General features: G+C 67.6%; 21 protein-coding genes and 1 pseudogene. 8 read left to right on the top strand and 14 right to left on the bottom strand.

Annotated features, from left to right (window positions below):
- Positions 1-90 precede the first annotated feature (90 nt).
- The 3 genes from ACIA8C_RS29100 to rimP form a co-directional block, all read right to left on the bottom strand.
- Complete coding sequence (locus ACIA8C_RS29100) at positions 91-450, bottom strand: YlxR family protein (protein ID WP_397140311.1); 360 nt, start codon at positions 448-450, stop codon at positions 91-93.
- Between the two features lie 68 nt (positions 451-518).
- Positions 519-1,550, bottom strand: a complete 1,032-nt coding sequence (nusA, locus tag ACIA8C_RS29095; RefSeq protein ID WP_150405716.1) for a transcription termination factor NusA — start codon at positions 1,548-1,550, stop codon at positions 519-521.
- Positions 1,547-2,221: a ribosome maturation factor RimP gene (rimP, locus tag ACIA8C_RS29090; RefSeq protein ID WP_397140105.1), complete on the bottom strand. Its 675-nt coding sequence runs from the start codon at positions 2,219-2,221 to the stop codon at positions 1,547-1,549. Before rimP ends, nusA begins: the two co-directional genes overlap by 4 nt.
- A gap of 277 nt (positions 2,222-2,498) precedes the next feature.
- Between rimP and ACIA8C_RS29085 the strand changes: the two genes are divergently transcribed.
- Both ACIA8C_RS29085 and ACIA8C_RS29080 read left to right on the top strand, forming a co-directional pair.
- Positions 2,499-3,020, top strand: a complete 522-nt coding sequence (locus ACIA8C_RS29085; protein ID WP_397140309.1) for a hypothetical protein — start codon at positions 2,499-2,501, stop codon at positions 3,018-3,020.
- Positions 3,017-3,451 (top strand): ferritin-like domain-containing protein, encoded by a 435-nt coding sequence (locus tag ACIA8C_RS29080; RefSeq protein ID WP_397140103.1) that lies wholly within the window; start codon positions 3,017-3,019, stop codon positions 3,449-3,451. Before ACIA8C_RS29085 ends, ACIA8C_RS29080 begins: the two co-directional genes overlap by 4 nt.
- A 51-nt stretch (positions 3,452-3,502) precedes the next feature.
- On the opposite strand, the gene ACIA8C_RS29075 is transcribed toward ACIA8C_RS29080, so the two are convergent.
- Positions 3,503-5,254: an acyl-CoA dehydrogenase family protein gene (locus ACIA8C_RS29075; protein ID WP_397140101.1), complete on the bottom strand. Its 1,752-nt coding sequence runs from the start codon at positions 5,252-5,254 to the stop codon at positions 3,503-3,505.
- A gap of 252 nt (positions 5,255-5,506) precedes the next feature.
- On the bottom strand, positions 5,507-7,264 hold the full coding sequence (locus ACIA8C_RS29070) for a proline--tRNA ligase (protein WP_397140099.1): 1,758 nt from the start codon (positions 7,262-7,264) through the stop codon (positions 5,507-5,509).
- A 58-nt stretch (positions 7,265-7,322) separates the two neighbouring features.
- On the opposite strand from ACIA8C_RS29070, the gene yaaA reads away from it, so the two are divergent.
- Positions 7,323-8,066 (top strand): peroxide stress protein YaaA, encoded by a 744-nt coding sequence (gene yaaA, locus ACIA8C_RS29065; protein ID WP_397140097.1) that lies wholly within the window; start codon positions 7,323-7,325, stop codon positions 8,064-8,066.
- 163 nt (positions 8,067-8,229) lie between these two features.
- Here the strand turns inward: yaaA and ACIA8C_RS29060 are convergent, their stop codons facing one another.
- From ACIA8C_RS29060 to ACIA8C_RS29035, 6 genes are all read right to left on the bottom strand, one after another.
- Positions 8,230-8,865: a metal-dependent phosphohydrolase gene (locus tag ACIA8C_RS29060; protein ID WP_397140095.1), complete on the bottom strand. Its 636-nt coding sequence runs from the start codon at positions 8,863-8,865 to the stop codon at positions 8,230-8,232.
- Between the two features lie 646 nt (positions 8,866-9,511).
- Positions 9,512-10,474 (bottom strand): DMT family transporter, encoded by a 963-nt coding sequence (locus ACIA8C_RS29055; protein WP_397140093.1) that lies wholly within the window; start codon positions 10,472-10,474, stop codon positions 9,512-9,514.
- Complete coding sequence (locus ACIA8C_RS29050; RefSeq protein WP_397140091.1) at positions 10,447-11,496, bottom strand: iron-containing redox enzyme family protein; 1,050 nt, start codon at positions 11,494-11,496, stop codon at positions 10,447-10,449. The genes ACIA8C_RS29055 and ACIA8C_RS29050 overlap by 28 nt, the downstream gene beginning before the upstream one ends.
- The gene (locus ACIA8C_RS29045) at positions 11,483-12,532 is read right to left on the bottom strand and encodes a hypothetical protein (RefSeq protein WP_397140089.1); all 1,050 of its coding nucleotides are present in this window, start codon (positions 12,530-12,532) and stop codon (positions 11,483-11,485) included. The genes ACIA8C_RS29050 and ACIA8C_RS29045 overlap by 14 nt, the downstream gene beginning before the upstream one ends.
- A gap of 578 nt (positions 12,533-13,110) precedes the next feature.
- A complete protein-coding gene (locus tag ACIA8C_RS29040; protein WP_397140087.1) occupies positions 13,111-13,788 on the bottom strand; it encodes an NADPH-dependent F420 reductase in 678 nt (225 codons plus the stop codon).
- 85 nt (positions 13,789-13,873) lie between these two features.
- A complete protein-coding gene (locus ACIA8C_RS29035) occupies positions 13,874-15,442 on the bottom strand; it encodes a PucR family transcriptional regulator (RefSeq protein WP_397140307.1) in 1,569 nt (522 codons plus the stop codon).
- A 218-nt stretch (positions 15,443-15,660) separates the two neighbouring features.
- Between ACIA8C_RS29035 and ACIA8C_RS29030 the strand changes: the two genes are divergently transcribed.
- The 3 genes from ACIA8C_RS29030 to ACIA8C_RS29020 all read left to right on the top strand — a co-directional run bounded on the left by ACIA8C_RS29030 (position 15,661) and on the right by ACIA8C_RS29020 (position 19,065).
- Positions 15,661-17,151 carry a CoA-acylating methylmalonate-semialdehyde dehydrogenase gene (locus ACIA8C_RS29030; protein WP_397140305.1) on the top strand — a complete coding sequence of 497 codons (1,491 nt, stop codon included), beginning with the start codon at positions 15,661-15,663 and terminating at the stop codon, positions 17,149-17,151.
- Positions 17,152-17,194: 43 nt separating this feature from the next.
- Positions 17,195-18,562, top strand: a complete 1,368-nt coding sequence (locus ACIA8C_RS29025; protein WP_397140085.1) for an aspartate aminotransferase family protein — start codon at positions 17,195-17,197, stop codon at positions 18,560-18,562.
- 89 nt (positions 18,563-18,651) lie between these two features.
- Positions 18,652-19,065 carry a PPOX class F420-dependent oxidoreductase gene (locus tag ACIA8C_RS29020; protein ID WP_397140083.1) on the top strand — a complete coding sequence of 138 codons (414 nt, stop codon included), beginning with the start codon at positions 18,652-18,654 and terminating at the stop codon, positions 19,063-19,065.
- Positions 19,066-19,084: 19 nt separating this feature from the next.
- Here the strand turns inward: ACIA8C_RS29020 and ACIA8C_RS29015 are convergent, their stop codons facing one another.
- Positions 19,085-20,545 (bottom strand): MFS transporter, encoded by a 1,461-nt coding sequence (locus ACIA8C_RS29015; RefSeq protein WP_397140081.1) that lies wholly within the window; start codon positions 20,543-20,545, stop codon positions 19,085-19,087.
- 47 nt (positions 20,546-20,592) lie between these two features.
- The gene (gene cobA / locus ACIA8C_RS29010; protein WP_397140303.1) at positions 20,593-21,798 is read right to left on the bottom strand and encodes a uroporphyrinogen-III C-methyltransferase; all 1,206 of its coding nucleotides are present in this window, start codon (positions 21,796-21,798) and stop codon (positions 20,593-20,595) included.
- A gap of 220 nt (positions 21,799-22,018) precedes the next feature.
- Between cobA and ACIA8C_RS29005 the strand changes: the two genes are divergently transcribed.
- Positions 22,019-22,993 carry a hypothetical protein gene (locus ACIA8C_RS29005; protein ID WP_397140079.1) on the top strand — a complete coding sequence of 325 codons (975 nt, stop codon included), beginning with the start codon at positions 22,019-22,021 and terminating at the stop codon, positions 22,991-22,993.
- 94 nt (positions 22,994-23,087) lie between these two features.
- Positions 23,088-24,469: pseudogene (locus ACIA8C_RS29000) on the top strand (purine-cytosine permease family protein).
- A 71-nt stretch (positions 24,470-24,540) separates the two neighbouring features.
- On the opposite strand, the gene ACIA8C_RS28995 reads toward ACIA8C_RS29000, so the two are convergent.
- The gene (locus tag ACIA8C_RS28995; protein WP_397140077.1) at positions 24,541-26,076 is read right to left on the bottom strand and encodes a PucR family transcriptional regulator; all 1,536 of its coding nucleotides are present in this window, start codon (positions 26,074-26,076) and stop codon (positions 24,541-24,543) included.
- Positions 26,077-26,114 lie beyond the last annotated feature (38 nt).

Here is a 26,114-nt window from a genome sequence, read left to right as displayed (position 1 = left end):
CGAGCAGGTGCACCCGTTGTTCAGGGACGGGGCCCGCACGACCTCGGGTTATCTCCGATGGACGTTCATCGTTGGTGCTTCACGGTGTGCTCATGAGTGCTCGTGCCTGTTCTCGAGGTACTTCTCCAGGGCTGAGATATCCAGATTTCCGGACACTCTTAGTGCTCTGCCGAATGCTCGGCGCCGTTCTGCCGCGGTCAGACAAGCCGAGACGGGGTGCAACCAGGCACCCCGTCCGGGAAGTCTGCGCCGCGGATCGGGAAGGATCGCGACGGAATTCGGCCCGTTTCCGGTATCCGTTTCCCGTGCCACGATCCGCAACAGATCGGCGGCCAACTCGCGCTTCCGGCATCCGATACAGGTCCGAATCGGTTGCGCGTGCTGAACCTGTGTCCACTCTACCGCCGACCCGGTCGGATCAACGAACCGCTCCCCCGCGGAAGTTACCAACATGTCATCCCGGCGGTCCGATTCGCGACCCGAGATGTCCAACGGACGGTGCGCCGCGTCGGTTCCGGTCAACTCCGGTGCGCCTCCGTCCGCACCGAGCCGCCGCCCATGTCCGGGGCGGCGTCGCTGCGGATATCGATCCGCCAGCCGGTCAGCCTGGCGGCCAGGCGGGCGTTCTGCCCCTCCTTGCCGATGGCGAGCGAGAGCTGGAAGTCCGGCACCACGACCCGCGCGGCACGCGCCTCGGGATCGACAATGGTGACCGACACCACTTTCGACGGCGACAGCGCATTGCCGACGAACGTCGCGGGATCCTCCGCGTAATCGATGATGTCGATCTTCTCGCCGGCCAGCTCGCTCATCACGTTGCGCACCCGCTGCCCCATCGGGCCGATGCAGGCGCCCTTGGCGTTGACCCCGGACACGGTGCTGCGCACCGCGATCTTGGAGCGGTGCCCGGCCTCGCGCGCCACCGCGACGATTTCCACCGAGCCGTCGGCGATTTCGGGCACCTCGAGCGCGAACAGCCGCCGCACCAGATTGGGGTGCGTGCGGGACAGGGTGATCTGCGGGCCGCGCGGGCCGCGCGAGACACCGACGACGTAGCACTTGATCCGGTCGCCGTGCTCATAGGTCTCACCCGGCACCTGCTCGGCGGGCGGAATCAAACCCTCGGCGCCGTTGATCTCGCTGCCGATGCGCACCACGATGGTGCCTCTGGCGTTGGCTCTGGCGTCGCGCTGCACCACACCGCCGACGATGTCGCCCTCGTGCGTGGAGAACTCGCCGAAGGACTTCTCGTTCTCGGCGTCACGCAGCCGCTGCAGCACCACCTGGCGGGCGGTGGTCGCCGCGATGCGGCCGAAACCCTCTGGGGTGTCGTCCCATTCGGAGACCATGTTGCCGTCGGCGTCCAGCTCGCGCGCCATCACCCGGACCGTTCCGGTCTTCTGGTTGATGTCGATGCGCGCGTTGGGCTGGTGGCCCTCGGTGTGCCGGTACGCGGTGAGCAGCGCCGACTCGATCGCGGAGATCACGGTCTCGATCGAGATCCCCTTGTCGGCGACGATCGCGCGCAGGGCTTCGATTTCGATGTTCATTCCACGATCCCTTCGGTCGGCGAATCGGACGCTGTTACTGATTCGGGTAGTAATGGTGTTGATCCTCGAACATCCGCGGCGTCGACCGCCGTCTCATCATCTTCCTGGCCAGGTACCGGGCGACCGGGGATGATGCCCCCGGCGAGTGCCAATTCCTCGGCGCCCGGTTTAGCGAATTCCACCTGCACGACCGCCTCGGCGATATCGGCGAGCGGGACGTGCACCACGTGTGGTTTGTGCTTACCGCCGAGCACCAGCGCCACCGTATCGCCGCTGAGCTCACCCACCCTGGCCTCGAACTTCGCCGATCCGCCCGGCTCGGGTGCCTGCGCACCCTCGCGTAGGTGGACACGCGCCTTGCGTCCGCGCGCGCGACGCCAGTGCCGGTCCGCGGTGAGCGGACGGTCGACGCCAGGGGTGGTGACCTCCAATAAATACGGCGTCTCGCCGAAATCGCCTGCCTCGTCGAACAACTCCGAGAGTTCGGTGCTGAGGGTGGCGATGGTGTCCAAATCGGAAGGGCCATCGCTGTCGACGGTCACCTTCAGTCGAGCCTGCGCGTCCGCATGCTTACCGGTCATCGAAATCTCGACGCCCTCGAGGTCGAATCCTCGGCGTTCGACGAGTCCAGCTATCAGCTGGCTCAGCCTTTCCTCGGTCGGCATCGGCATATGGGGCGGCTCCTGGTTCAGTTGTCACGGTGGTGTCGTTTCTTGCGCGCTGCGAGCAGTCGCAAGCGGTGGGAATTTTCTACCGAGGGTCTAGCGTAACGCGCCCAGAGAGTGTAAAGGACCAATGGGCAGGCACTACGCGCGCCACGTCTATGCCTGGTCCGGTGCGGTCTCGCGAATCTGGCACGATGGTGCCGTGCCTATCCGCCTTCCCGCGCAGCCGATCGTCCTGTGCACCTCCGGCATCCCCTCCGACCGGCACGATTCCCGGTTCGCCATGGACCGCCGCGGCATGTTACGGCTTGCCGGTGGCGGCGCGGTCGGTGTGCTCGCGCTCGGCGCCGTGACCGGCTGTGGCGACGACAAGGTGTACGAACCGGATCCGCTTGCCACCCAAGAGATTCAGGCCCGCACCGATGCCGCCGCGGCGACCGCGGCCATCGCGCTGGCACCGCAGCGGCACAGCGCGTTGACCGCGATCGCGACCGAAAGGACCGCGCACGCAGACGCTTTGAAGGCCGAGATCGATCGGCTGATCGGCGTTTACGGTGACGGCACCAAGCCGGTCCACCGGACCCGCGAGAACGGCCCGGGCCAGTCGTCCGGCCCGTCCGCGGTGTCGTCCGGAACGGCGATACCGCCGAGCCCACCGCCGACGGTCGAGGCGCTACGCGCTCAGCTCACCAAGTCACAGCAGGCGGCCGCCGATCTGGCCCGTGGCCAGTCCGGGTATCGGGCGGGGCTGCTCGCCTCGATCAGCGCGGCTTGCGCCGTGCACGCAGGAGTGTTGCTCGCATGACAGATGCCGAACGCCAAGCACTGCTCGAGGCGCTGCGTGCCGAATACGGGGCGGTCTACGCGTACGGTGTGATCGCCGCGTATGCCTCCACCGAACGCGGCCGCCTCGTCGCCGAGAACACCGCAGCACACCGTGCCCGCCGGGACGCCACCATCGACGCGCTCACCGCGGGCGGTGTCACCGCGCCACCGCCGGACGCCGCCTACACCGTCCCGTTTCCGGTCAACGACCCCATTCCGGCCGCTCACCTGGCCGCGACGGTCGAAACCGACACCGCCGTCGCGTGGCGCTCGGTGGTCGAACGTGGCGACTCCGAACCCATCCGCCGCATGGGCGTCGACGCGTTGACGGAAAGCGCTGTGCGGCTTGCTACTTGGCAGTCGATCCTGGGCACGAACCCGCCGACGATCGCCTTTCCCGGCAAAGCCTGACTCATCGAAAAGGCCGGTCCCGCAGTGGGACCGGCCTTTTCGCGGCAGCGACTACGGGCGCATCGCGTACGCACCGTCATAGGACGCGACCTCGGCCCAGACGCGGTCGAAGCGCGCGCGGTCGGCAACCGGCGGACGCAATGCCGAAGCGGCCCAACCCTGTTGGTCGGGAGTGGCGGACGGCTTGCCGTAGAGCGTTGTTGCGTAGGTGTTGAAGTCGCGGATCTGGAAGTCGAAGATCTGGTCGAGCAGATCGCGGTCCAGGCCGGTGATCGCCGCCTGCTCCAGGATCAGCTGGCCGTACACCACCAAGGAGAACAGGTGGCCGATGGTCAGCATGAAGTCCAGGTCCTGCTGCTGGTCGGCGCTCGGGGCGGCGGTGGACAGCAGCGTGCGCAGCGCCTGGGCCTGCTCGAAGAAGCGGCCGACGTTCGGGATGTCGGCGTGCTTCTCGTAGGCGGGGGTCCAGTCGGCGAACTGCACCTTGCCCGCGCCGCGCGCCGGGCCCTGCCGCCAGAAGAACCCGTCGTCGGCGGCGTCGCGCCGGGTGCCGATCTCCGGGTAGTCCTTCGGGTTGAACAGGTAGTTCGGCATGAACTTCAGGATCTGCCCGACGTTCACGTGCACCGTGCCCTCGAGCCGGGGCAGCGTGTTGATCAGCCGCGCCACTTCGGCGAAGTAGGTGTTCTTCTCGAATCCCTTGGCCGCGAGCACATCCAGCAGCAGCGTCATCACGGTCTCACCCTCGGAGGTCACCTTCGACTTCGTCATCGGGTTGAACAGCAGGTAGCGCCGGTCCTCCAGGCTGGCGCTGCGGAAGTAGTCGACGGCGCGATCGCTGAACAGCTTCATCGCCACGATGCGAGCGTAGGCGTCGACGAAATTCGTTCGCACATGCGGGAACTCGGTGACCGGGTTGCCGTAGAGGATGCGGTTGTTCGCGTGCGTGATCGCCTCGTAGAAGGAGTGCTCGACCATGCCGATGCCGCCGTGGCAGAGGTTGAACTTGCCGACGTTGACGGTGTTCAGTGCCGCGGAGAACGCCTCTGGTCCGGTGTGCAGGATGTCCTGCGCGCGCACCGGGTAGTTGTCCAAACGGAAAGTGCTGACGTACATCTGCTGGTGCACCACGTTGCCGAGCAGCTGATAGTTCTCGTGCCTGCTGTCCGCGGCGAACCACACGTAGCCGTCCGCGCCCTCGATGTCGTCGCGCCGCGAGAAGACCGAAACCATGCTCGCCACATTGCCGTTGCCGATGTAGTACTTCTCACCGTTGGCGCGGAACAGGATTCCGGCCTCGGCGTCGGCGCTGCCCGGCTCGCTCGGGGTCAGCACGAGGTCGGTGTTGTAGATGTCGGCGCCGTGCTCACGCTCGGACAGCCCGAACGCCATCACCTGGCCCTCGGCCAGGTCGGCGGCCGCCCGCCGCTTGGCCGCCTCGTTGTCGCTCTGCCAGATCGGGCCGAGGCCGAGGATGGTCACCTGCTCGGCGTACCAGTACGCCAGACCGTAGAAGCCGAAGATCTCCGACAGTGCCGCGTTGCGGGCCGCGTCCCAGCGCCGGTTCTCGTCACCGTCGGCGTACGCGGCGGGGGTCAGGAAGGTCGCGAACAGCTTTTCCTTCGCGACGAAGTCCAGGAAGTCCGCCGTCCACACCGCGTCCGCGTCGTCGGCCAGCAACTGCTGCTTACCCCGCGACTCGAACCATTCGATGGTCGCGCGCAGCAGCCGCCGAGTCTCGGCGTCGAACTGCTGCGGGTCGTAGGTGGCCGGGTTGAACAACAACGCGTCGGTGCTCGTCATGCCGTTAACTTACCAGCGGGTAATCGCACGCCGGAGCAGGTCTGTCCTACCTCACACTGCAAATCCCGCCTACGCCACCGTAGGTCCCCCGGTCTGTTCCACCAGCGACCAACTTCAAGATCATGAGGAAATGGTCCAGGCATCGCCCGAGAGGCCAACAGCACCAATTCCCCATGATCTTGGTCGACTTGGTCGGGGCCAGACCAGTGCGGCCCCGATGGATAGTCCATCGGGGCCGCATTTGGTTGTTGGTCAGCCGCGGACCTTGGCGACGACGGCGGCGACGGCCGAGTCGGCGGGCAGGTCTTCGGCTTCGCCGGTGAACCGGTCGCGGAGTTCGACCTTGCCCTCGGCCCAGCCGCGGCCGACCACGAGAACCAGTGGCATGCCGAGCAATTCGGCGTCCTTGAACTTCACGCCGGGGGACGCGGTGCGGTCGTCGAACAGGACGTCGAGGCCTTGGGCGTTGAGGCCGGCCACCACTTCCTCGGCGCCCGCGCGGGCGGCCTCGTCCTTGTTCGCGATGACGACGTGCACGTCGTAGGGCGCGACCTCGGCGGGCCAGCGCAGGCCCTTGTCGTCGTGCTGCTGCTCGGCGATCACCGCGACCATCCGGGAGACGCCGACGCCGTAGGAGCCCATGGTCAGGCGCACCGGCTTGCCGTTCTCACCGAGCACGTCGACGTCGAAGGCGTTGGTGTACTTCTGGCCGAGCTGGAAGATGTGGCCGATCTCGATGCCGCGGGAGGCGACCAGGGGGCCGCAGCCGTCGGGCGAGGGATCGCCGTCGCGGACCTCGGCGGCCTCGATGGTGCCGTCGGGGGTGAAGTCACGCCCGGCGACCAGGCCGACGACGTGCTTGCCCTTCGCGTCCGCGCCGGTGATCCAGGCGGTGCCGGTGACCACCCTGGGATCGACCAGGAAGCGAACACCGTTGGCCTGCAATGCCTTCGGGCCAATGTAGCCCTTCACCAGGAACGGGTTGGCGGCGAAATCGGCCTCGGTGAGCAACTCGACCTCGGCGGGTTCGACGGAGGCGCCGAGGCGCTTGTCGTCGACCTCACGGTCGCCGGGGATGCCGATGCCGACGATCTCGGACTTGCCGTCCGGATGGCGCAGCTTCACCATCACGTTCTTCAGGGTGTCCGCCGCGGTGACCGGGCGGCCGAACTGCTCCGCGATCCCGGCGCTGTTGGCCCAGTCGACGAGGGTCGCGATAGTAGGAGCGTCCGGGGTGTCATGCACCACGGCCTCGGCCTGTCCCTCGAGGGGCAGCGGCGCGGGCGCGGGCGTGATCACGGCCTCCACATTGGCCGCGTACCCGGATTCGACACAGCGCACATAGGTGTCCTCGCCGACCGGGCTGTCGGCCAGGAACTCCTCGGACGCACTGCCGCCCATCGCGCCGGACGTGGCCGCCACGATGACGTACTTGACGTGCAGCCGGTCGAAGATCCGCTGGTAGGCCTCGCGGTGCGCGGCGTAGCTGGCCTTGAGTCCGTCCTCGTCCAGGTCGAACGAGTAGGAGTCCTTCATGATGAATTCGCGCCCGCGCAGGATGCCCGCGCGGGGCCGTTCCTCGTCGCGGTACTTGTTCTGGATCTGGTACAGGATGACCGGCAGGTCCTTGTACGAGTTGTATTCGCCCTTCACGGTGAGCGCGAACAGCTCCTCGTGGGTCGGGCCGAGCAGGTAGTCCGCGCCCTTGCGGTCCTGCAGGCGGAACAGGCTGTCGCCGTACTCGGTCCAGCGGTTGGTGGTCTCGTACGGGTCGCGCGGCAGCAGCGCGGGCAGCGAAATCTCCTGGGCGCCGATCGCGTCCATCTCCTCACGCACCACGTTCTCCACGCGGCGCAGCACGCGCAGGCCCAGCGGCAGCCAGGAGTACACGCCCGGCGCGACGCGCCGCACATATCCGGCGCGGACGAGCAGTTTGTGGCTGGGCACCTCGGCGTCGGCGGGATCGTCGCGCAGGGTACGCAGGAAAAGGCGAGAGAGGCGGGTGATCACGGATGCACAGGGTAGTCGCTGGCCGAGCGGTGTTCACAGCGCATTACCGTTATCGCTCGTGCTGGTGCTGCTGCCTCCCTCCGAAACCAAGTCCGACGGTGGTACGGACGTTCCGCTCGACCTCGGCGAGCTGTCGATGCCGCAGCTCACGGCGGTGCGCGACCGGCTCGTCGATGAGCTGACCAAGCTAGCCACCGACCCGGACGCCAGCCGCGCGGTGCTCGGCCTCGGCAAGGGGGCTGACAGCGAGATCGCCCGCAATGCCGCCCTGCGCACCTCCCCCACCCGACCCGCGCTCGAGCGCTATACCGGCGTGCTCTACGACGCGCTGGACGCGAACTCGTTCAGCAAACCCCAGCGCGCCAAGGCGTACGCGCGACTCGGCATCGGCTCCGCCCTGTTCGGCGCGGTGCGCGCGAGCGACCCGATCCCGGCCTACCGGCTCTCCGGCGGCTCGAAACTGCCCGGCCTGCCCACCCTTTCGGCCGTGTGGCGCGACTCCCTCGCCGATGCATTGCTCGCCGAGGCCGCCGGTGACCTCGTTGTCGACCTGCGCTCGGGCACCTATCAGCAGCTCGGCCGGGTTCCCGGGGCCGTCACCGCCAATGTGCTCACCGAGCATGCCGACGGCAGTCGCACCGTGGTGAGTCATTTCAACAAGCATCACAAGGGTCTGCTCGCCCGTGCCCTGGTCCTCACCCGCGCCGAACCCACCGACGTCCGCGGCCTCGCGATGGTCGCGGACAAGGCGGGCCTGCGTACCGAAATCGCCTCGCCCACCGAGCTGTTGATCATCACCTGAGTGGCGTAGCCGGATACCGCCGTCGGCGGGCTCGCCCGAGTCGCGGATACGGCGCGTTCGGCGACCGAGATCGCTTCTCCCACGAAGCAGTCGATTCTCACCCGCTGGACGGCACACGCGGCGAGGGCAATTCGATCGCATCGCCACCGATCGTCGTACCGCGTCAGCCTGTCGATGCTGTGAGTTCCGTCAATTCACGCTCGAGGTTCGCGCGCGCCGCGGCCTCGAATCGCGCTCGGGCGGTGGCGGTTCGGAACAGCCTCGGCTGCCGAGCCAGGCCTTCGAGCACCGCCGCGCGTCCGGTGCGGAACAGATCGTCGGGCACGTCTCGGTACTCCGCCCTGACCGCGGCGGTGTATGCGGCGTAGCCCTGCGCATCGGCGGCGAGCACCGCGAGGTCGGCATCGCACAGCACGCCACCGTTGCGGTCGTCATCGGCCGGGTCGTGGGTGCCGGTGAGGCGCACCAGCCTGACCACCTCGCGGACGAGTTCCGCTGCGGCACCGAGTGATTCGAGAACCTCCTCGGCCAGCACGGCGCTGCGCTCCTCGTTGTCCGCGCGATCGACCGCGTAGATCGCGTCGTGGAAGAACGCCGCGTACCGCACCGCGTCGACGTCCTCGGCGTCCCCGGCCAGCTCGTCGATGACGCCAAGCATCGCGGCCAGGTGATCCACCGTGTGGTACCGCCGATGCGCTTCCTGATAACGCCGGATCAGGTCATCCCCGACCGCCTCGGCTTCCGCCCCCGCGAGTCCTGCCCAACGCGCACGCAGGTCCGTCTCCGTCGATGTCCCCATCCGCACAGTCTGACGAGCCACGCGGCCGCCGACAATGCGCGGACCCTGTGGCCTACGGCACGTGCGCGGAAATAAATGAGATGCGCCGACCCGCGGCGGTTCCGTACAGTGGCATCGGAGCTCGGGGTTGCCGGAACGGGAGGATTCGGCGGCCCCGAGCTGCATGCTGGTGCACCGCGCGGTAATGCGCGGCGAAGGCGCCACTTTCGCGGAAATACCGCTCGGGGCCCACCGCCATCGGCCTTGAGCCCCACAGACTCCCTCGCCGCGCGCGGGGGGAGCGCGGCAGCGCACAACTCGATCTGCGGCCAAAAGCTGAATCACACGGCGTCAGTGGGGGTTCGAGTCCCTCTCCGGGCATCCAGGTCCGGGTAGCCCAACTGGTAGCGGCAACCGTGGTCAACCTCAGACTCTCGCTCCAGCACGAGTATTCGCCGCCGCACACCACGGGACGAGGAAAGGACATCCCGCGACGAGATGCCGGTTCAACTCCGGCCTTCCGCGCCCATGCGGAGGTGGTCTAACCGTAAGACACGTCGCTGACCTCGGGCTCATCCGATCCTGACGCCGGGGTGTGCGATCGGGCGGCATTCTTGAACCCGGGAGCAGGCTGCGCTCCCGGGTTCTTCATATCCGGCGCCCTTGCTCACCCCGAGCCACTGCGCGCCTCGCCCTGCTCGACCACGATGCCCTGCGACACCTCGTCGTCTTGTTCCTCCGTGTTCGCGCCCGCGAGCGACTCCCGTCGATCGATGGCGTATTGCAACGCCAGCGCACCGAATACAATTGCGGCACCGGCAATCTGATGCGCGTAGAGCACATCGCCGCGCACTCCTACCCCGAGTGCCACCGCGACCAGCGGCATCAGATAGAAGGCGAGCCCGGCCTGCAACGGCCCGACCGCGCCGATCAACCAGTAGTTGAGCAGGAACGCCACCGCGGTGCCGATGCCCATCGCGATCAGCGAACCAGTCACCGCGGGAGTCGGATTCATGGTTTCCAGCAATTGCGGCGCGGTGACCACGAGCATCAGCAGACCGGCGACGATCGCCTGACTCGCCGCCAGCGCCACCTTGGAGTAGCCGAGCGTGCTGATCAAATGCTTGGCGTACGCATAGGCGACGGCGTAACAGACAGCACCGCCCAGGCACGCGAGCTGCCCCGGCAACGTCGAGCGGGACTGTTCGCCCCACGGCGCCATCAGCACGATGATCCCACCGAACCCCAGCACGGAGGCGACCACCTCGCCACGACTCCCCTTGTGCCGCAACAGCAGCCAGACAACGGGCAGTGACGCCAACGGCGTCACGCTGTTGTAGATGCCTGCCATGCTCACCGACACGTTCTGCTGCCCCCAGGCGAACAGCATCCACGGCAGCGCCTGCCCGAGCACCCCCATCAGCAACAGCCGCACCCAAATGCCCAAGCCGCGCGGCAGTTGCCGCCGCATCGCCACGCAGATGGCCAGCAGGATGGCGCCACCCAGCCACAGCCGTGCCGCCACGATCTGCGCCGGATCGGCACCATCCAGGGCCACATCGACCAGCAGGAAGTTGGAGCCCCAGATGGCCGCGAGTGCGATCAGAGCAAGGCGGCTAGCGGCGAGCACGTGAGCGCCCTTCCCGTCTCCACTGGATAGTTGTCGGTGAATATGCGCAGCCCGCCGTCGGCGTACCAGGACATGATCTGGCTATCCAGTCGAGCGCGCAGCTCGATGATATCGACGACCGCCTTGGCGCATTCGTTGAGTTCCTCGTGGCCGACGAAGGAGAATTCGGCGAGCAGGTCGAGGGTGACGGCCTCGTGCTCCTCGTCCTCGTTGACGCCGGAATGCGCGGCGATCGGCTTGGCGAATTCCTCGGACAGATCGTGCTCCCGGCAGCGGGTGAGGAACAGTTCGAGGAAATCGGGTTCCGGTTCTTCCATCGGGAACAGCGTGCTGATGATGCCGAGCGGGAACTGGTAGGCGTGCACACCCATTGTCGCCATAATCGACATGGTCGCGGGCAACGGCTGCATCCGCAGCAGCTGATCCCGGGTGATGCCAACGGCTTTCAGTGACTTTTCCAGCATGCGGTCGTGGTTGCGTTCGGCTTGATAGAACGCCATGAACTGCTGCCAGACCTCGATGCCGATATCGTCGCGCGCCAACAGTGGGGCCAGCGCGCGCGGGCACAAATGCGTGACGTGCCAGTATTCGATGGCGTAACCGATGATCTGGTCTCTGCTCAGCTCGCCGGAGACGAGCGCATCGCTGAACGGGCTGTTGATGGTCGCCCGTGCCGCGTCGGCCGCCCGCTTGAGGTGGGCGTAAGCACCGACACCGGTGGTTCCACTGGACCGATCGACCGCGTCCGAGTCGGCCAGCATGCCCTGCTCGTCGAGGGCTTCCAGGACCGCGTCGAACTCTTCCCGGCTGCCGGGGAACTCGGCGGCGAGATCATCGGCCGACCGGGCGCCGGACGCCAACGACAGAAAGAACTTTCGCGATTCGTCCGCGCGACCCTCGAGGTATTCGAGCTCGATCCAATGCTTGTCCGCCAGGTAGGACAGCCGGATGCCGTCGGCCGTCTCGGTCCGCTCGACCTCGCGGCGCAATGTCGGACGCCGCAGCATCTCATGACCGGCCATCTTCAACTCCTGCGGTGGTAGTGACGGCTGACGAGCCGATCGTGCGCACCAGCGGCCGACCCGGATCGCCGTAATATTCGAGAATTCCGTTGAAGAACTCGGCATAGGCCTCGACGAACAGGTGCGCCTTGCCGACCAGGCGCGCTTCGGTGCCGACGGGAAGCGGCGGCAGCGCCGCGAAGAACTCCCGGCTCACACTGCCGTGATCATGGCCGGCATTGACCTTCGCGTGCTGCCGCAGCGGCTCCACGAAATGCGGCGCGATACCCGCGGTAGCGCAGGCGCGCAGGAACGAATCATAGTAGGCGCCTTCGCCTTCGCCCTTTTCCAGCCGCCCTTCGAGAATGCCGATGGTGGCGATGAAGAACAGCGGATCGGTGCGCGCCCACCAGGACAGCAATTTGATCAAGCCCGCGGTGGTGGACAGCGGCCGGGCGGCCACCAGGTCCTGGCGACTGATGCCCAAGCCTTCGAATGCCCGGACCACGATGTCGTCGTGGCGGTGCTCCTCGTGATAGAAGTCGTTCGCCATGACGCGGATCGCGTCGCTGCTCGGATAAGACAGGATCGCGGAGTCGAATTCGCTTTCCCTGGACAGGAAGAACCAGTTCTCCAGTCCGAAACCGTAATACACGTTCGGCTCGACCTGTTCCGGGTGGTCCAGGATCGCGCGCCAGAACGGGCCGTCGTAGATCAGTTCCTCGAGCAGTCGATTCACCACGTGTTCGACGCTGCTCAGCACCGCCATCGGCGATTCGGCCTCGGGCACCGAGCGGTCGGCGAGCAGCCCGGCGATCTGCGCGGGTAGCAGGATCGTCGCGAGCTGGTCGGGCGCGACGCCGGTCTTCGCCGAGATCTCCGCGAGGGAAGTGGAACCATCGGTCGAGCGCAGTACCGCGCCGAGCTGCTCGGCGGTGATGTCACCTTCCGGCTCGACCTCGAATGTCACCTCCCCACTGCGCAATTCGAGAGTGTCGGCGGAGGTGTCCGATACCTCCGCCAAGAGCTGGGGCTTGCCCGGGATTGTTCGAGTCACCGCGCCGTCGACCTTTCCTACCATGGAATTCAAGGGGCGGGTGGGGCGCCCCGATACAGGGCCGCCCCATCCTTACTCTGCTGCTAACTCAGAGGTGAACTGCAGTCAGAGCGACAACCTTCGAAGTACGACGAATTTTCATGACAAAACCTCCCCTCGGAGACCATGCGCTGGTGCGCCGACCGCTGGGTGGGCTGACGCCGAGCGGCTAACGAAATGTCCGATATCGGACGCCCCAAGAATAACAGCGACCCCACAGAAGTGAAGCGAAATCTATTGCCCCCCTTATCGTTTAGAATATCCAACCCCAATTTTCGGGGCATGACACCGCGCATTCTGTCAGCGGTGCAAGCTCAACGCCCCTGTGCTTGCGCGGACTAGACAATCGGCACAGCAAAGGCGACGGAGGTAATTGAGTGGTCACTTACTCGTATCGAACCGAGTTCACCTGCACGGCAACGGATCAGGCGCACAGACGACGCCTGACATGACATCGAAAGGCCAGGTGACCCCGAACAGCACCGAACCCGGGAGCACCGCAACGCTCCCGGGTTCGCGATAGCCGATAGTGGTTGCCGTTACCGCTGGGCCGCGTCCACCAATGCGCGAATCTTCTCGGCGCCGGCAGGCGCGCCCGCGTTCTCCCAGAACGGAAGTGCCGACGAGTACACGTCCCCGTACACCGGCGTGTTCACCTGGAAGCGCCAGCCCTCGCGCAGCGGGCCGACGTCGACGATGTCGTACCCGAGTAGGTCGAGCAGATGTGCCGCAGCGGCTTTGGCCGCCGGGTCATCGCCGGCGATCGGCAGCGCCGTGCGATCCGGCGCGCCGACCGGCCGGGCCAGCTGGCCGAGGTGCGCGAAGTAGATGTTGTTGAACGCCTTCACAACCTTCGAGGTCGGCAGATGCTTCTGCAGCAGCTCGCTGCTCGTAGTCGACCCGTCCTCGATCTCGGCGAACGTGCCGTCCCGATCCGGATAGTAATTGTTGGTGTCGATCACGACCTTGCCCGCCAGCGGCGCCACCGGCACCTGCCGGTAGTTGCGCAGCGGCACGGTCACCACCACGATGTCGCCCGCCGCGCCCGCCTCCTCGGCGGTGGCCGCCCTGGCCCGTGGACCGAGCTCCGCGACCAGATCGGCCAGCGTCTGCGGACCACGCGAATTGCTGAGCACCACATCCAGCCCCGCGACGATGGCGAGCCGCGCCACGGTGCTGCCGATATTTCCGCTACCGATCAATCCAACGGTGGTCATACAGCGTCAAACGACGCCGCGACCTGCGATGTTCCCGCGCGCGGCGCGGGCAGCTCAGCGGCGTGAGCGACGTCACGCGGGGCCGCTACGGTACGTCGGCGGTGGCGGTGAGGTCGCGGATGAGCAGCGCGGCATGCAGCGACGTGCGGGACTCGCCGTCCTCGAGATCGACGGCGAGGATGCGCTCGATGCGGGCCAGCCGGTCGTAGAGGGTGGGTCTGCTGATATTCAGCCTGCGCGCGAGTTCGGTCTTGTTGCCCGCCAGATCCAGGAACTGGCGCAGGGTGCGGGTCAGGTCGGCGGTGTGCCGAATGTCGTAGCGCAGCAACGCACTCAGCTCGGTCTCGGCGAAGCGTTGCACGCCCGGTTCGTTGCGGATCAGCGAGAGCAGGCCGCGCAGCCGTACGTCGCCGCTGCGGTAGAACGGCCGCGGCGCCGAAGTCCGCAGCGAGAGCGCCACTTCCGCGACGTGCGCGGCGTGCGGTAGTTCGTGCGCGGTGTCGAGCAGCGAATCCGATTCCGCGCCAACGCCGATCACCACCCGCTCGACGCCGTCGACCCGGCGCACCTCGCCGGTGATCGCGGTGCAGGCGGCCGTCAGGCTGTGGTCCAGGTCGCCGCTGCGTGGCAGCGCCAGCACCATGCCGACCCGGTCACCCTGGTCGGCGGCGGCGAGCGCGGTCAGCTTCGCCAGCCCGAGGCCGTGCGTGATCGCGTCCAGGATGCCCGCGGCCCGGCGCTGCCGCGCCACCGGATCGGTCTCCGCGACCGCGGCGACATCGATGGCCAGCGGCACGTAGGCGGCGCGGCGGGCCAGTCCGAGCGCGGCAGCCCGCGCCACCGCGTCCCGCTCATCGAGCACCCGGCCGTTGACCATGTCGTCGATCAGGCCGGTCTGCGCCTGCCGATGCAGGCCGAAGCGGTCCTTCTCGATCATCCGATGCAGCGTGAGCGTCTGGGCGGCCCGTTCGAGCACCATTCTGGCGCGGGCGCTCGGCACGTCGGTGGCGGGCAGGATCAGCCGCCCCCACCGCTGGGTGTGCGGACCGACGGCCACCGCGTCCCACCCGTCGGGCAGCAGCCGCGAGGTGGTCTCCCAGTCGTCGAGCAGCGCCGAGGTGGACGCGTGCTTGGCGGTGAGCGTGAGCACCCGATGCGACAGGTCCTCCAGCACCACCGACGAATCGAGCATGTCCGCGGCGGTTTTCACGATCTCGGCGAGGGAAGCGCGGCGCACGCTGAGGTCGGTGAAGGTCTCGTGCACGGTGCGCGCGAATTCGAGCTCGGCGTACTGCTCGGCCACGATGACCCGGTGCACCGCCTCGGTGATCTCGACGAATCGGGTGATCTTGTGCAGCACGATCAGCGGAAGACCGAGCGCGTCGGCGGTCGCGGCGACGACCGGCGGGAGCTCGGGGACGTACCCGCCCAACTCGATGACCAGCCCGGCCACCCCGGCCGCTGCCAGCGCGGTCAGGTAGCCGACCGTGGCGATGTCGCCGTGACTCATGGCCTGCCCGGTGGTGAGAATCAGTTCGCCGCCGACCAGCAGCTGCGCCACATCCGCCACGTCGCTGACGTGCACCCAGCGCACCGGCCGGTCCAGCGATCCGCCCGCCACGACCTCGGGCTCCCCCGCGCACACCACCGGCATCGCCAGCACATCGGCCACGGAGGGAAGCACCGACGAATCGTAATACGAAATCGGAAATCACGTACAGATCGTCGGGCCATCGAGGAAGGTTGATGCCGGAGAGTAGTACCGAGGAGGCGTCCATCCCGCCGACGCACCGCCACGCTCACGGATCGAATCGAGGAGACATGCAGGCCCACCCGTCACCCGACCGCCACCCCCCACGGAATCGCTACGCGATGCAGACGATCGCGCACTGGCTCGACGGCAAGGCTTTCGCAGGCACCAGCGAGGCGACCGCGCCGGTGACCAATCCGGCCACCGGGGTGGTGACCGGACAGGTCGCGCTGGCGAATGTCGCGGACACCCGCGCGGCCGTCGACGCCGCGGCCGATGCCTTCCCGGCCTGGCGGGACACCTCGCTGGCGCGGCGCACCCAGATCCTGTTCCGGTTCCGCGAGCTGCTGAACGAGCGCAAGGACGAGGTGGCGAAGCTGATCACCGCGGAGCACGGCAAGGTGCTCGCCGACGCCATGGGCGAGGTAAGCCGCGGTCTGGAGGTCGTCGAGTTCGCCTGCGGCGTACCGCATCTGCTGAAGGGCGGCTACACCGAGAACGCGTCGACGAAGGTGGACATCTTCTCCATTCGTCAGCCGCTGGGCCCGGTGGCGGTCATCTCGCCGTTCAATTTCCCGGCGATGGTGCCGATGTGGTTCTTCCCGCTGGCGATCGCGGCGGGTAACACGGTGGTGCTCAAGCCGAGCGAGAAGGATCCGTCGCCGTCGCTGTGGCTGGCCGAGCTGTGGGCCGAAGCGGGTTTGCCCGCAGGCGTTTTCAACGTGCTGCAGGGCGACAAGGTCGCGGTCGACGAGTTGCTGGACAACCCGGCGATCAAGGCGGTCTCGTTCGTCGGCTCCACCCCGATCGCGAAGTACGTATATCAGCGTGGCACTACCGCGGGCAAGCGGGTGCAGGCGCTCGGCGGCGCGAAGAACCACATGGTGGTGCTGCCGGACGCCGATCTGGATCTGGCCGCTGATGCCGCGGTGAACGCCGGATTCGGTTCCGCGGGTGAGCGATGCATGGCGATCAGCGTGGTGGTCGCGGTCGGCGACGCGGCCGACGAACTGGTCGGCAAGATCACCGAGCGGGCCACCACCATCAAGACCGGCGACGGCACCCGCGGCACCGACATGGGCCCGCTGGTCACCCGCGCGCACCGCGACAAGGTCGCCGAGTACATCGCGGCGGGCGAATCCGCCGGTGCCAGTGTGGTACTCGACGGGCGCGGGATCGAGGCCGACGGCGCGGCGGACGGGTTCTGGCTCGGGCCAACGATTCTCGATCATGTCGACACGGAGATGAGCGTCTACACCGACGAAATCTTCGGCCCCGTCCTCTCGGTGGTGCGGGTGGACAGCTATGACGACGCGCTCGCGCTGATCAACGCCAACCCCTATGGCAACGGCACCGCCATCTTCACCAACGACGGCGGCGCGGCCCGGCGCTTCCACAACGAGGTGGAGGTCGGCATGGTCGGCATCAACGTGCCGATCCCGGTTCCCATGTCGTACTACAGCTTCGGCGGCTGGAAGAATTCGCTGTTCGGCGATTCGCACGCGCACGGGGCGGACGGGGTGCACTTCTTCACCCGAGGCAAGGCCGTCACCACGCGCTGGCTCGACCCGAGCCATGGTGGCCTCAATCTCGGCTTCCCCGAGAACAAGTAAGACCAAGTAACCGACAACCCCAGCGACGCAGGAGAACTCGCCGATGACGCTCCCGAACGGATTGACACCGGAGTCCGCCCGCGCGGCCGCCGAACATGCGTACGAGCTCGACCGCCGCCACGTCTTCCACTCGTGGTCCGCCCAGGCGCATCTCAACCCGATGACGATCAGTGCCGCCCAGGGCTGTTACGTCTGGGACGGCGAGGGCAATCGGCTGCTCGACTTCTCCTCCCAGATGGTGAACACCAATATCGGCCACCAGCACCCGAAAGTCGTTGCGGCGATCCAGGAGCAGGCGGCCAAGCTGTGCACCGTCGCGCCGCCGCACGTCAACGACGCCCGCTCGGAGGCGGCCAGGCTGATCGCCGAGCGGACGCCGGGCGAGCTGAACCGGATCTTCTTCACCAACGGTGGCGCCGAGGCCGTCGAGCACGCGGTGCGGATGGCCCGGCTGCACACCGGCCGTTACAAGGTGCTGGCGCGCTACCGTTCGTATCACGGTGGCACCGAGACCGCGGTCAACCTGACCGGTGATCCGCGACGCTGGGCCAACGATCACGGCAACGCCGGCGTGGTGCACTTCTTCGGCCCGTTCCTTTACCGCACACAATTCCATTCGACCGACGAAACCGAGGAAACCGAGCGCGCTTTGGCGCATCTCGAGCAGACCATCGCGTTCGAGGGGCCGAACACCATCGCGGCCATCGTGCTCGAATCCATCCCCGGCACAGCGGGAATCATGATCCCACCGCCGGGCTATATGGCGGGTGTCCGCGTGCTGTGCGACAAGTACGGCATCATCTTCATCGCCGACGAGGTGATGTCGGGGTTCGGCCGGACCGGAAAGTGGTTCGCGATAGAGCATTTCGAGGGCGTTGTGCCCGACCTGATCACCTTCGCCAAGGGCGTGAACTCGGGGTACGTGCCGCTCGGCGGGGTGGCGATCAGCCCGGCCATCGCCGCGACGTTCGACGACCGGCCCTACCCCGGCGGTCTCACCTACTCCGGTCATCCGCTGGCCACGGCCGCCGCGGTCGCGACGATCAACGCGATGGCCGACGAACACATCATCGAGAACGCGGCCGACATCGGCGCTCGGGTGCTCGGTCCCGGTTTGCGGGAGATCGCCGAGCGCCACCCGAGCATCGGCGAGGTGCGCGGCACCGGGGTGTTCTGGGCGCTGGAACTGGTCCGCGATCGGGCGACTCGCGAACCACTCGCGCCCTACGGCGGCACGAGTCCGGCGATGAACGAGGTCGTCGCCGCCTGCAAGGCCGCCGGGCTGCTGATGTTCGTCAACTTCAATCGGCTGCATGTGGTACCGCCGTGCATTGTCACCGAGGCCGAGGCGAAAGAGGGTCTGGCCATCCTCGACCAGACGCTGACCGTGGCCGACCGGCACGCTTCCTGACGACATCCTGGCGACGGCCGGGGCCCACGCCATCGTGGGTCCCGGCTTTCGCCGGAATGCCCTTGGCTCCCCGGGTGTTCCCTTTATGCGTGACCGATACCACTGAGCTTTCCGAAGACCTGAAGAAGTATCTGGACGAGTCGAAGGTGTTCGCGACCGCAGCGACCATCGGACCCAATGGGCAACCACATCTGACCGTCATCTGGCTGAAGCGCGATGGCGACGACCTCGTGTTCTCCACCACCACCGATCGCCAGCAGGGCAAAAACCTGGCGCGCGATCCGCGGATCACGGTGATGATCAACCCGCCGGAGGAGCCGTACAAGTACGCGGAGATCCGCGGCACCGCGACGCTGACGGCGGATCCGGACAAGACGCTGCCGGATGAGCTGTCGTCGAAGTACACCGGTCAGAAGTACCTGGACTTCAATCCCGCCTCGGTCAACGACGGCCCGCGGGTGATCGTCCGCGTGACGCCACGCAAGGTCGCGGGTCGCCTCTGAAACCGCAGGCCCGGCAGGTTCAGGCCTGCTGGGTCTCTTCCTGCGCGTGCTGCGCTTGCGCGACCTGCGCCGCCGTGTAGCGGATGGCGAGCGCGATCAGCAGGGTCAGTAGCACTCCGACGCCGCACAGGAACAGCGCGAGGGTGTAGCCACTGCTCAGCGCGTCGAGCTGGGCGGTGTTCATGGCGCTGGGCTTGATGGTGTCGCTGCCGCCCAGCGCCAGGCTGCGCGAGATCACGACCGGGCCGAGGAAACCCAGGGCCAAGGCCGGTCCGAACGCCAGCAACATCTGGCCGACCGCGCTCAGGGGGCCGATCTCGGTGACCTCGACGCCTACGATCAGGCACAGCGGCACGATGACCAGCACTATGCCGACACCGGTGCCGATCACGAGGAACAGCACGAGCAGCGTCGGCAGGTTCGCGGTGCGGTCCAGGGTCGAGCTGAACAGCAGGGCGGCGGCGGCCAGGCCCGCGCCGGCACCGATGAGGATCCGTGGCGCGAACCGCATGACCAGTTTGGAGGTCGACGCGCCGCCGATGCCCATGCCGATGGTGAACGGAATGAAGATCAGACCGGCCTGTAATGCGCTGTAGCCCAGCACATTCTGCACATACTGCGCGCCGAAGACCGAGATGCCGCCCATCACCCCGCTGGCCAGCAGCACCGCGACGAAGGTCGCGACCCGATCCTGGCTGCTGAACAGCGACCAGGGCAGCAGCGGATTGTCCACGTTGCGCTCGGTCAGGACGAAGGTGATCAGCAGGACGCCGCCGGTAACCAGCGAACCGATGATCGCGGGGTGCCCCCAACCCAGTACGGGCCCTTCCATGCCGCCGAACACCAGGGTGGCGACGCCGATCGTGGCCAGCACGGCACCGCGCACGTCGAGGGAGAGGCGATGATGTTCGGTGTCCCGCAGGCAGCGCAGCGCCCCTACGAAAACCAGCAGGCCGATCGGCACGTTGATCAGGAAGATACCGCGCCACCAGACATCGGCCAGCGCACCGCCGACCACCAATCCGCCGACCGAACCGACACCGACCATCGCACCGAAGATCGCGATGGCCTGATTGCGCGCCTTGCCCGGCGCGAAGGTCGTGGCGACCAGGGCCAGGGCCGTGGGTGAGGCGAACGCCGCACCGACGCCCTGCACGGCCCGCATACCGATCAGCATCCCGCCGTTGATCGCCAGACCACACAGCAGCGAGGACACGGTGAACAGGCCGACCCCGAGCAAGAACATCTTCTTGCGCCCGAACGCGTCACCGACCCGCCCGCCGAGCAGCATGAGCCCGGCATAGGTGAGCGCGTAGGACGTGATCACCCAGTTCGCGCTGGACGCGGACATCCCGAAATCCGCCTGCAACCGCGGGACCACCAGAATCATGACCGTGCCGTCCAGCACGCTCATCAGCTGCATCCCGCTGAGTACGAGAATCGCGAGCCCGAAAGCCCGCTCTGTCACTGGATACTGCATCCGCGCAGCGGGATTCTGGAGCACAGTGAGCCACTGTAGAGGATGGGCTACGCCGTTTCCGTGGTGCTTGGCGCGGAAAAGGCTGCGGTGGGGCCGATGACCACGATGGCGGGTGGGCGGATGCCTTCCGCTTTGACGCGGGCGGCGACGGTGCCGAGGGCGGCGCGCACGACGCGTTGGGTGCGCATGGTGCCTTCTTGGATGACCGTGGCCGGGGTGGTTGCCGGGCGGCCGTTCTCGATGAGGACGGTGGCGAATTGTTCGATGCGTTCGACGGCCATCATCAGGACGATGGTGCCGCGCAGGCGCGCCAGGGCGGGCCAGTCGACCAGGGAGTCGGGATGGTCGGGGGCCACGTGGCCGCTGACCACGACGAATTCGTGGGTGACGCCGCGGTGGGTCACCGGGATGCCCGCCGCCGCGGGGACGGAGATCGGGCTGGTGATACCGGGGACGACGGTGACCGGAATGCCCGCCTCGACGCACGCCTCGAGTTCCTCGAAGCCCCGGCCGAATACGTACGGGTCGCCGCCTTTGAGCCGGACCACGAACTTGCCCGCCTTGGCACCCTCGATGAGCGCGGCATTGATCGCGTCCTGGGCCATCGCTCGTCCGTACGGGATCTTCGCCGCGTCGATCACCTCGACGTCGGGACCGAGTTCGGCCAGCAGTTCCGGGGGGGCGAGGCGGTCGGCGACCACCAGATTCGCGCGGCCGAGCAGGCGGCGGCCACGCACCGTGATCAGGTCAGGGTCGCCTGGTCCACCGCCGACCAGTGCTACGCCCGGCGTGATCGGCGTCGAATCATCGGTCACCACACCGGATTGCAGCGCCTCCAGCAGGGCGTTGCGCACAGCGGCCGAGCGCCTGTGCTGGCCGCCCGCCAGCACGCCGAGGGTCATGCCGTCGTAGCGCGCGGTCGCCGGGGTGACCGCGGTGCCGAGCCGTGCGTTGTCGGCGCGCACGCAAAAGATCCGGCGGCGGGTGGCCTCCTCGACGACGGCCGCGTTGGTCTCCGGTTCGTCGGTGCAGGCCATCACGTACCAGGCGCCGTCCAGGTCGCCGTCGGCGTAGGCCCGCAACGCGACGGTGAGCTGCCCGGACGTCGCCATGCCCTCGACCGCGGGGGTGACCTCGCGGCTCACCACATGCACGTCCGCGCCGGAGGCGATCAGCAGCCCGAGCCTGCGCTGCGCGACGGTGCCGCCGCCGACCACGACGACGCGGCGGCCGTCGAGATCGAGCCCGACCAGATAGTTCGGGTCGCCCTCGTTGGGCGAGGCGGTATCGGATACCGCCTGGTCGGCGGTGTGGTCTGACGTGTTCGGCACAATTTTCGAGCCTACGGCCTCGGTTCGGCGCGACGGCAATCGACTCGGTCACCGCTGGTCGGCGGGCGGTGCGGCGGGAAACGGTAGCGGATCCGGTGCGCACCGAATCGGCCATCGGCTGATCGTTCCTATACTCGGGCGGATGAACCGCTCGAGCCGGACAGTACAGCTGGTGGCCGCCTCGATAGCTCTGGCTGTCGTGCCCGCCACAGCCGGTGTGGCGCACGCTGATCCGGCACCCTTTGTGCCGACGCAAGGTGTCGAGTCGAAGTATTTCCAGGCGGGTCCGGCGGCGGTGACCGAGCGGCTCGGGTTCGGGTGCTGTGACAGCACCGGGGCGAAGTTCGATGTCTGGTATCCGACGGATCTGGGTACCGAACGGCATCCGATCGTGCTGTGGGGTGACGGGACCGATGCGGTGCCGAGTCAATACGCCTATCTGCTGCGGCATTTGGCGTCGTGGGGCTTTGTCGTGATCGGCACCGAGAATCAGAAAACCGGGTCCGGGGCCGACATTCGGAAGTCTTTGGAGTACCTGCTCGCGCAGGGCGATGATCCGGCGAGCGTGTTCTACGGGAAGCTGGACAAGGCGGCGGTCGGCGCGATGGGTCATTCGCAAGGAGCCGCCGGAGTGCTGAACGCACTGCGCGATTCGGGCGGGGCGATCAAAACCGCGGTGCCGCTGGAGCTTCCGGCGCAGCACTTCTGTTCCACCGCCGAGACCTGTGCCGATACCCGTTCGCTGACAACGGGTTCGGTGTTCCTGGTGAACGGGACCGCTGATGGACTCATCTCGCCCTCGCAGCAGCTGGTGCCGTGGCAGGCGGAGGGGTTGCAGTCGAATCAGGCGTATTACGAGGCGACTCCGGCGAATCTGGCCAAGGCCTGGGGCACGCTCAACGGGCCGAATCACAACGACGTGCAGGGCCAGCCGGACTGCGCGGCCGCGTCGGTTCCGTGCGGGACAGGGGTGTACGGCTATCTCGGGTATCCGACGGCGTGGCTGATGGCGCAGTTGCGCGGCGATGCCACCGCGGGCGATGCCTTCCGCACCGGCGGCGAGTTCTTCACGCCGACCCCGAATTGGCGCAACCAGGTCGGCGCCGTCACCGGATGAGCCGGCCCGGACGGGCGAACTGTCCACTCCATGGCGCCGACTGGCGTACGGTTCGTCCGTTGCCCACCGGCCCGGGACCGACGAGTGTTCATACATGGCTTTAACCGACGACACGCCCTCGGCGTCCGACTACGCCGACCGCGTCATCGCGGTGGAACCGGGCGGCAACGAATACATCCCCGACGACGCCCGGCACGGCGGCCCGCGCCAGCTGTTCTGGACCTGGATGTCGCCGAACCTGGAATTCGCCACCGTCTTCATCGGCGTGCTGTCGGTCACCGCGTTCGGCATGAACTTCTGGCAGGCGACGCTCGGTCTGGCGGTAGGCGTCGGGCTCGGCGCGGCAGCGCATTACGTGTTGTCCGCGCGTGGGCCCGCCCACGGCGTACCCCAGATGGTGTGGGGCGCTTGGCGTTCGGGTATCGGGGCAACGCGCTGCCCGCGGCGTTCATGTCGATCATGTGCGGGGTCGGCTGGTTCGCCACCAACAGCGTCAGCGGCGCGTTCGCGTTGAGCACGCTGACCGGCGTGCCCAAGCTCACGGCGCTGGTCCTGATCGTGTTGGTGCAGACCGGTTTTGCCGCGTTCGGCCACAACCTGGTGCACGCGTTCGAGCGATTCGTGTTCCCGGTGCTCGCGATCGTGTTCCTGGTGGTGACCATCGTGATCGTCAGCAAGGCCGACCTCGGTGCCGCAGCGCCGTCGGGTGGCGTCGGCGGAATCGGTGGGTTCCTGCTGACGGTCGGCACCGCGTTCGGCTATGCGGGCGGCTGGAATCCATACGCGGCGGACTACTCTCGCTACCTGCCCAAGGCCGTGTCGCGGGTAGCCACCGGTGGCTACGCCGGGGCCGGACTGTTCGTCTCCTGTCTGTGGCTGTCGGCGCTCGGCGCGGCCTCGGCCACCATCGTCGGCTCGGCGCAGGGCAGCCCGACGGATGTGTTCACCGCGAATCTGCCCGGCGTGCTAGCGAAGCTGACCCTGCTTGCCATCGCACTCGGTGCCGTCGCGGCCAATGCACTGAATGTGTATTCGGGCGCCATGGCATTCGTGACGATCGGCCTCGAGCTGCCGGTCCGCACGCAGCGGGCCGTCGTCTCGATCTGCTTCGGCGCCATCGGTTTCCTCGTCGCCTGGTGGGCGCTGCCCGACGCCGCGGCCAGCTACGAGGCGTTCCTGCTGATCGTCGCGTATTGGATCGGCCCGTGGCTCGGCATGATGTTCGTCGACCAATACCTGCGCCGCGGCCGCAAGATCGACGACCTGCTCTACAACCGCGCCTACACCAATTGGCCAGGCATAGCGGCATTCCTACTCGGCCTGGCGATCTCGGTCCTGCTGTTCTCCAACCAGGCCAAGTTCACCGGCTACGTCGTCCGACAACTCCCCGACCTTGGCGACATCACCTTCTTCGCAGGCTTCGTCCTCGCCGCCGCGGCTTATCTCGCCCTCGCCCGCCGCCGTGTCACCGCCTGAGCACACAACAACGGCCACACTGGTCTGCCCAGTTTGCGAGCCCACTGGATCGCAATTGGCCACTGCCGCAACTAAGCGGGGGTAGTCAGGCGGTGGGCGCAGAGGGCGAGCAGGAGGGTACCAGTGAGGGCGGGGGCGGCCGGGTCGTAGCCGAGGAGCTCGCGGATGCGGTCGAGGCGCTGGTAGAGGGATTGGCGGCCGATGTGCAGGGCGGTGGCGCAGCGGGTGGGGCTGGCACCGTGGCGCAGGTAGACCTCGAGGGTGCGGGTCAGCTTGCTGTGATGGGTTGTGTCCCAGGCGATCAGCGGGGCGATGGTGGTGGCGATCAAGCGGGTTCGTTCGCCGGCGGGCATGGCTTCGACGACGAGTTCGGTGGCCAGTTCGCGGCAGGTGGAGACGGGACTGCCCGCCAGCCAGTCGCCGCGGTGGCGGGTGGCCAGGCGCAGCGCGGACCTAGCGGCGTCCAGCGATCCGGTGAGGGCGGCGGAGGTGAACTCGCACGGATCGCCGACCACCAGGGTGACGCCCTCGATGGTGTTGGTGGCGAAGGCGTTTCGGAGCAGGCGGACCGTTTCGCCGACCGGGTCGGCGATTGCCTCGTCCAGTGCGAGCACCCCGTAGGTGGTGGCGTGCACCTCGGCGACCAGACCGGCTCTGCCGAGTTCCTTTGCCGCGGTGTCGATCAGGCGGGTCGCGATGCGGGCATCGGGAGCGTCGACCGCCACCGGCACCAGCGTGCGCCCGGCGAGCGTCGGCACGCCCGCCCCGGCGGCCCGCACCTTCAGGTCGGCCTGCCGAATAGGCTTGCCGTCCAGCAGATCCGCGAGCAACGTGGTCGCCGCGAGTTGCGGGCGACCGGTCGGCGCACCCGAATGCGCCAGCGCTAGACCGAGACTCGGCGCGGATTGGTCGAGGACGGTGGCGAGGGTAGTGCCGTCCAGCGACGAGCCGGGCCCCGCGGTCAGCGTCCCCCAGGTGTTGTCCCTGGCCCGGATCGATGCGGAGGCAGTCGCGGATTCGACCGCGGCCCAGGCGGATCGATCATCATCGACGCCGTGCGCGGCGATCAACGCGCCATTGCCGCTCGTCACGATCAGCGGGCAACCCGTCACCTCGCCGATCCTGGCGAGTAGCTGGGCGAGCCCATTGCCCGCGGCCAGCTCGCCGGTCAGGTCCCGCGCCAGCTCGTTGAGCAGCCGCAGCGTACGCACCTCCCGCGACACGATCTCGGTATTCGCGGCCCGGCACAGATCGATGAACGGCACCACGGCGCGCAACGCGATCAGCGGCAGGCCGTGCCGCGACGCCTCCGCCACCATGTCCGACGGGATGGCGTCGAAGGTGCGGCCCAGCTCGACGGCCACCCCCGCCACCCCGCGACCGGCGATCTCCCGCAGGTAATGCCGCCGCGTCCCGGCGTCCATCCCGGCCAGGCCGAGCCCGGTGGTGAGCAACAGTTCACCACCGGACAGCAACGGGCTGATCTCGTATATCTCGCTCGAATGCACCCAGCGCACCGCCCGCCCAAGCGCGCTGTGACCGGCCAAGACGAGCGGATCGGCCGCGGCGAACTGATCGTCGAGCACTTCGCGCACGGTGGGCAACATACGGTCATCTTGTCATCCGCGCCGCAGGACTGTGCGGA

This window comes from Nocardia sp. NPDC051321 (genome assembly GCF_044455225.1).
Lineage (GTDB): Bacteria > Actinomycetota > Actinomycetes > Mycobacteriales > Mycobacteriaceae > Nocardia.
The sequence above is the reverse complement of the archived record's forward strand: the minus strand, read 5'-3'. Positions and strand labels throughout refer to the sequence as shown.

Bases quoted from the DNA above. Each gene is read 5' to 3' on its own strand.
- nusA (WP_150405716.1), bottom strand. From the start codon at position 1,550: ATGAACATCGAAATCGAAGCCCTGCGCGCGATCGTCGCCGACAAGGGG.
- rimP (WP_397140105.1), bottom strand. From the start codon at position 2,221: ATGCCGATGCCGACCGAGGAAAGGCTGAGCCAGCTGATAGCTGGACTC.
- ACIA8C_RS29085 (WP_397140309.1), top strand. From the start codon at position 2,499: ATGGACCGCCGCGGCATGTTACGGCTTGCCGGTGGCGGCGCGGTCGGT.
- ACIA8C_RS29080 (WP_397140103.1), top strand. From the start codon at position 3,017: ATGACAGATGCCGAACGCCAAGCACTGCTCGAGGCGCTGCGTGCCGAA.
- ACIA8C_RS29075 (WP_397140101.1), bottom strand. From the start codon at position 5,254: ATGACGAGCACCGACGCGTTGTTGTTCAACCCGGCCACCTACGACCCG.
- ACIA8C_RS29060 (WP_397140095.1), bottom strand. From the start codon at position 8,865: ATGGGGACATCGACGGAGACGGACCTGCGTGCGCGTTGGGCAGGACTC.
- ACIA8C_RS29050 (WP_397140091.1), bottom strand. From the start codon at position 11,496: ATGGCCGGTCATGAGATGCTGCGGCGTCCGACATTGCGCCGCGAGGTC.
- ACIA8C_RS29040 (WP_397140087.1), bottom strand. From the start codon at position 13,788: ATGACCACCGTTGGATTGATCGGTAGCGGAAATATCGGCAGCACCGTG.
- ACIA8C_RS29035 (WP_397140307.1), bottom strand. From the start codon at position 15,442: ATGCCGGTGGTGTGCGCGGGGGAGCCCGAGGTCGTGGCGGGCGGATCG.
- ACIA8C_RS29030 (WP_397140305.1), top strand. From the start codon at position 15,661: ATGCAGACGATCGCGCACTGGCTCGACGGCAAGGCTTTCGCAGGCACC.
- ACIA8C_RS29025 (WP_397140085.1), top strand. From the start codon at position 17,195: ATGACGCTCCCGAACGGATTGACACCGGAGTCCGCCCGCGCGGCCGCC.
- ACIA8C_RS29015 (WP_397140081.1), bottom strand. From the start codon at position 20,545: ATGCAGTATCCAGTGACAGAGCGGGCTTTCGGGCTCGCGATTCTCGTA.
- ACIA8C_RS29005 (WP_397140079.1), top strand. From the start codon at position 22,019: ATGAACCGCTCGAGCCGGACAGTACAGCTGGTGGCCGCCTCGATAGCT.
- ACIA8C_RS28995 (WP_397140077.1), bottom strand. From the start codon at position 26,076: ATGTTGCCCACCGTGCGCGAAGTGCTCGACGATCAGTTCGCCGCGGCC.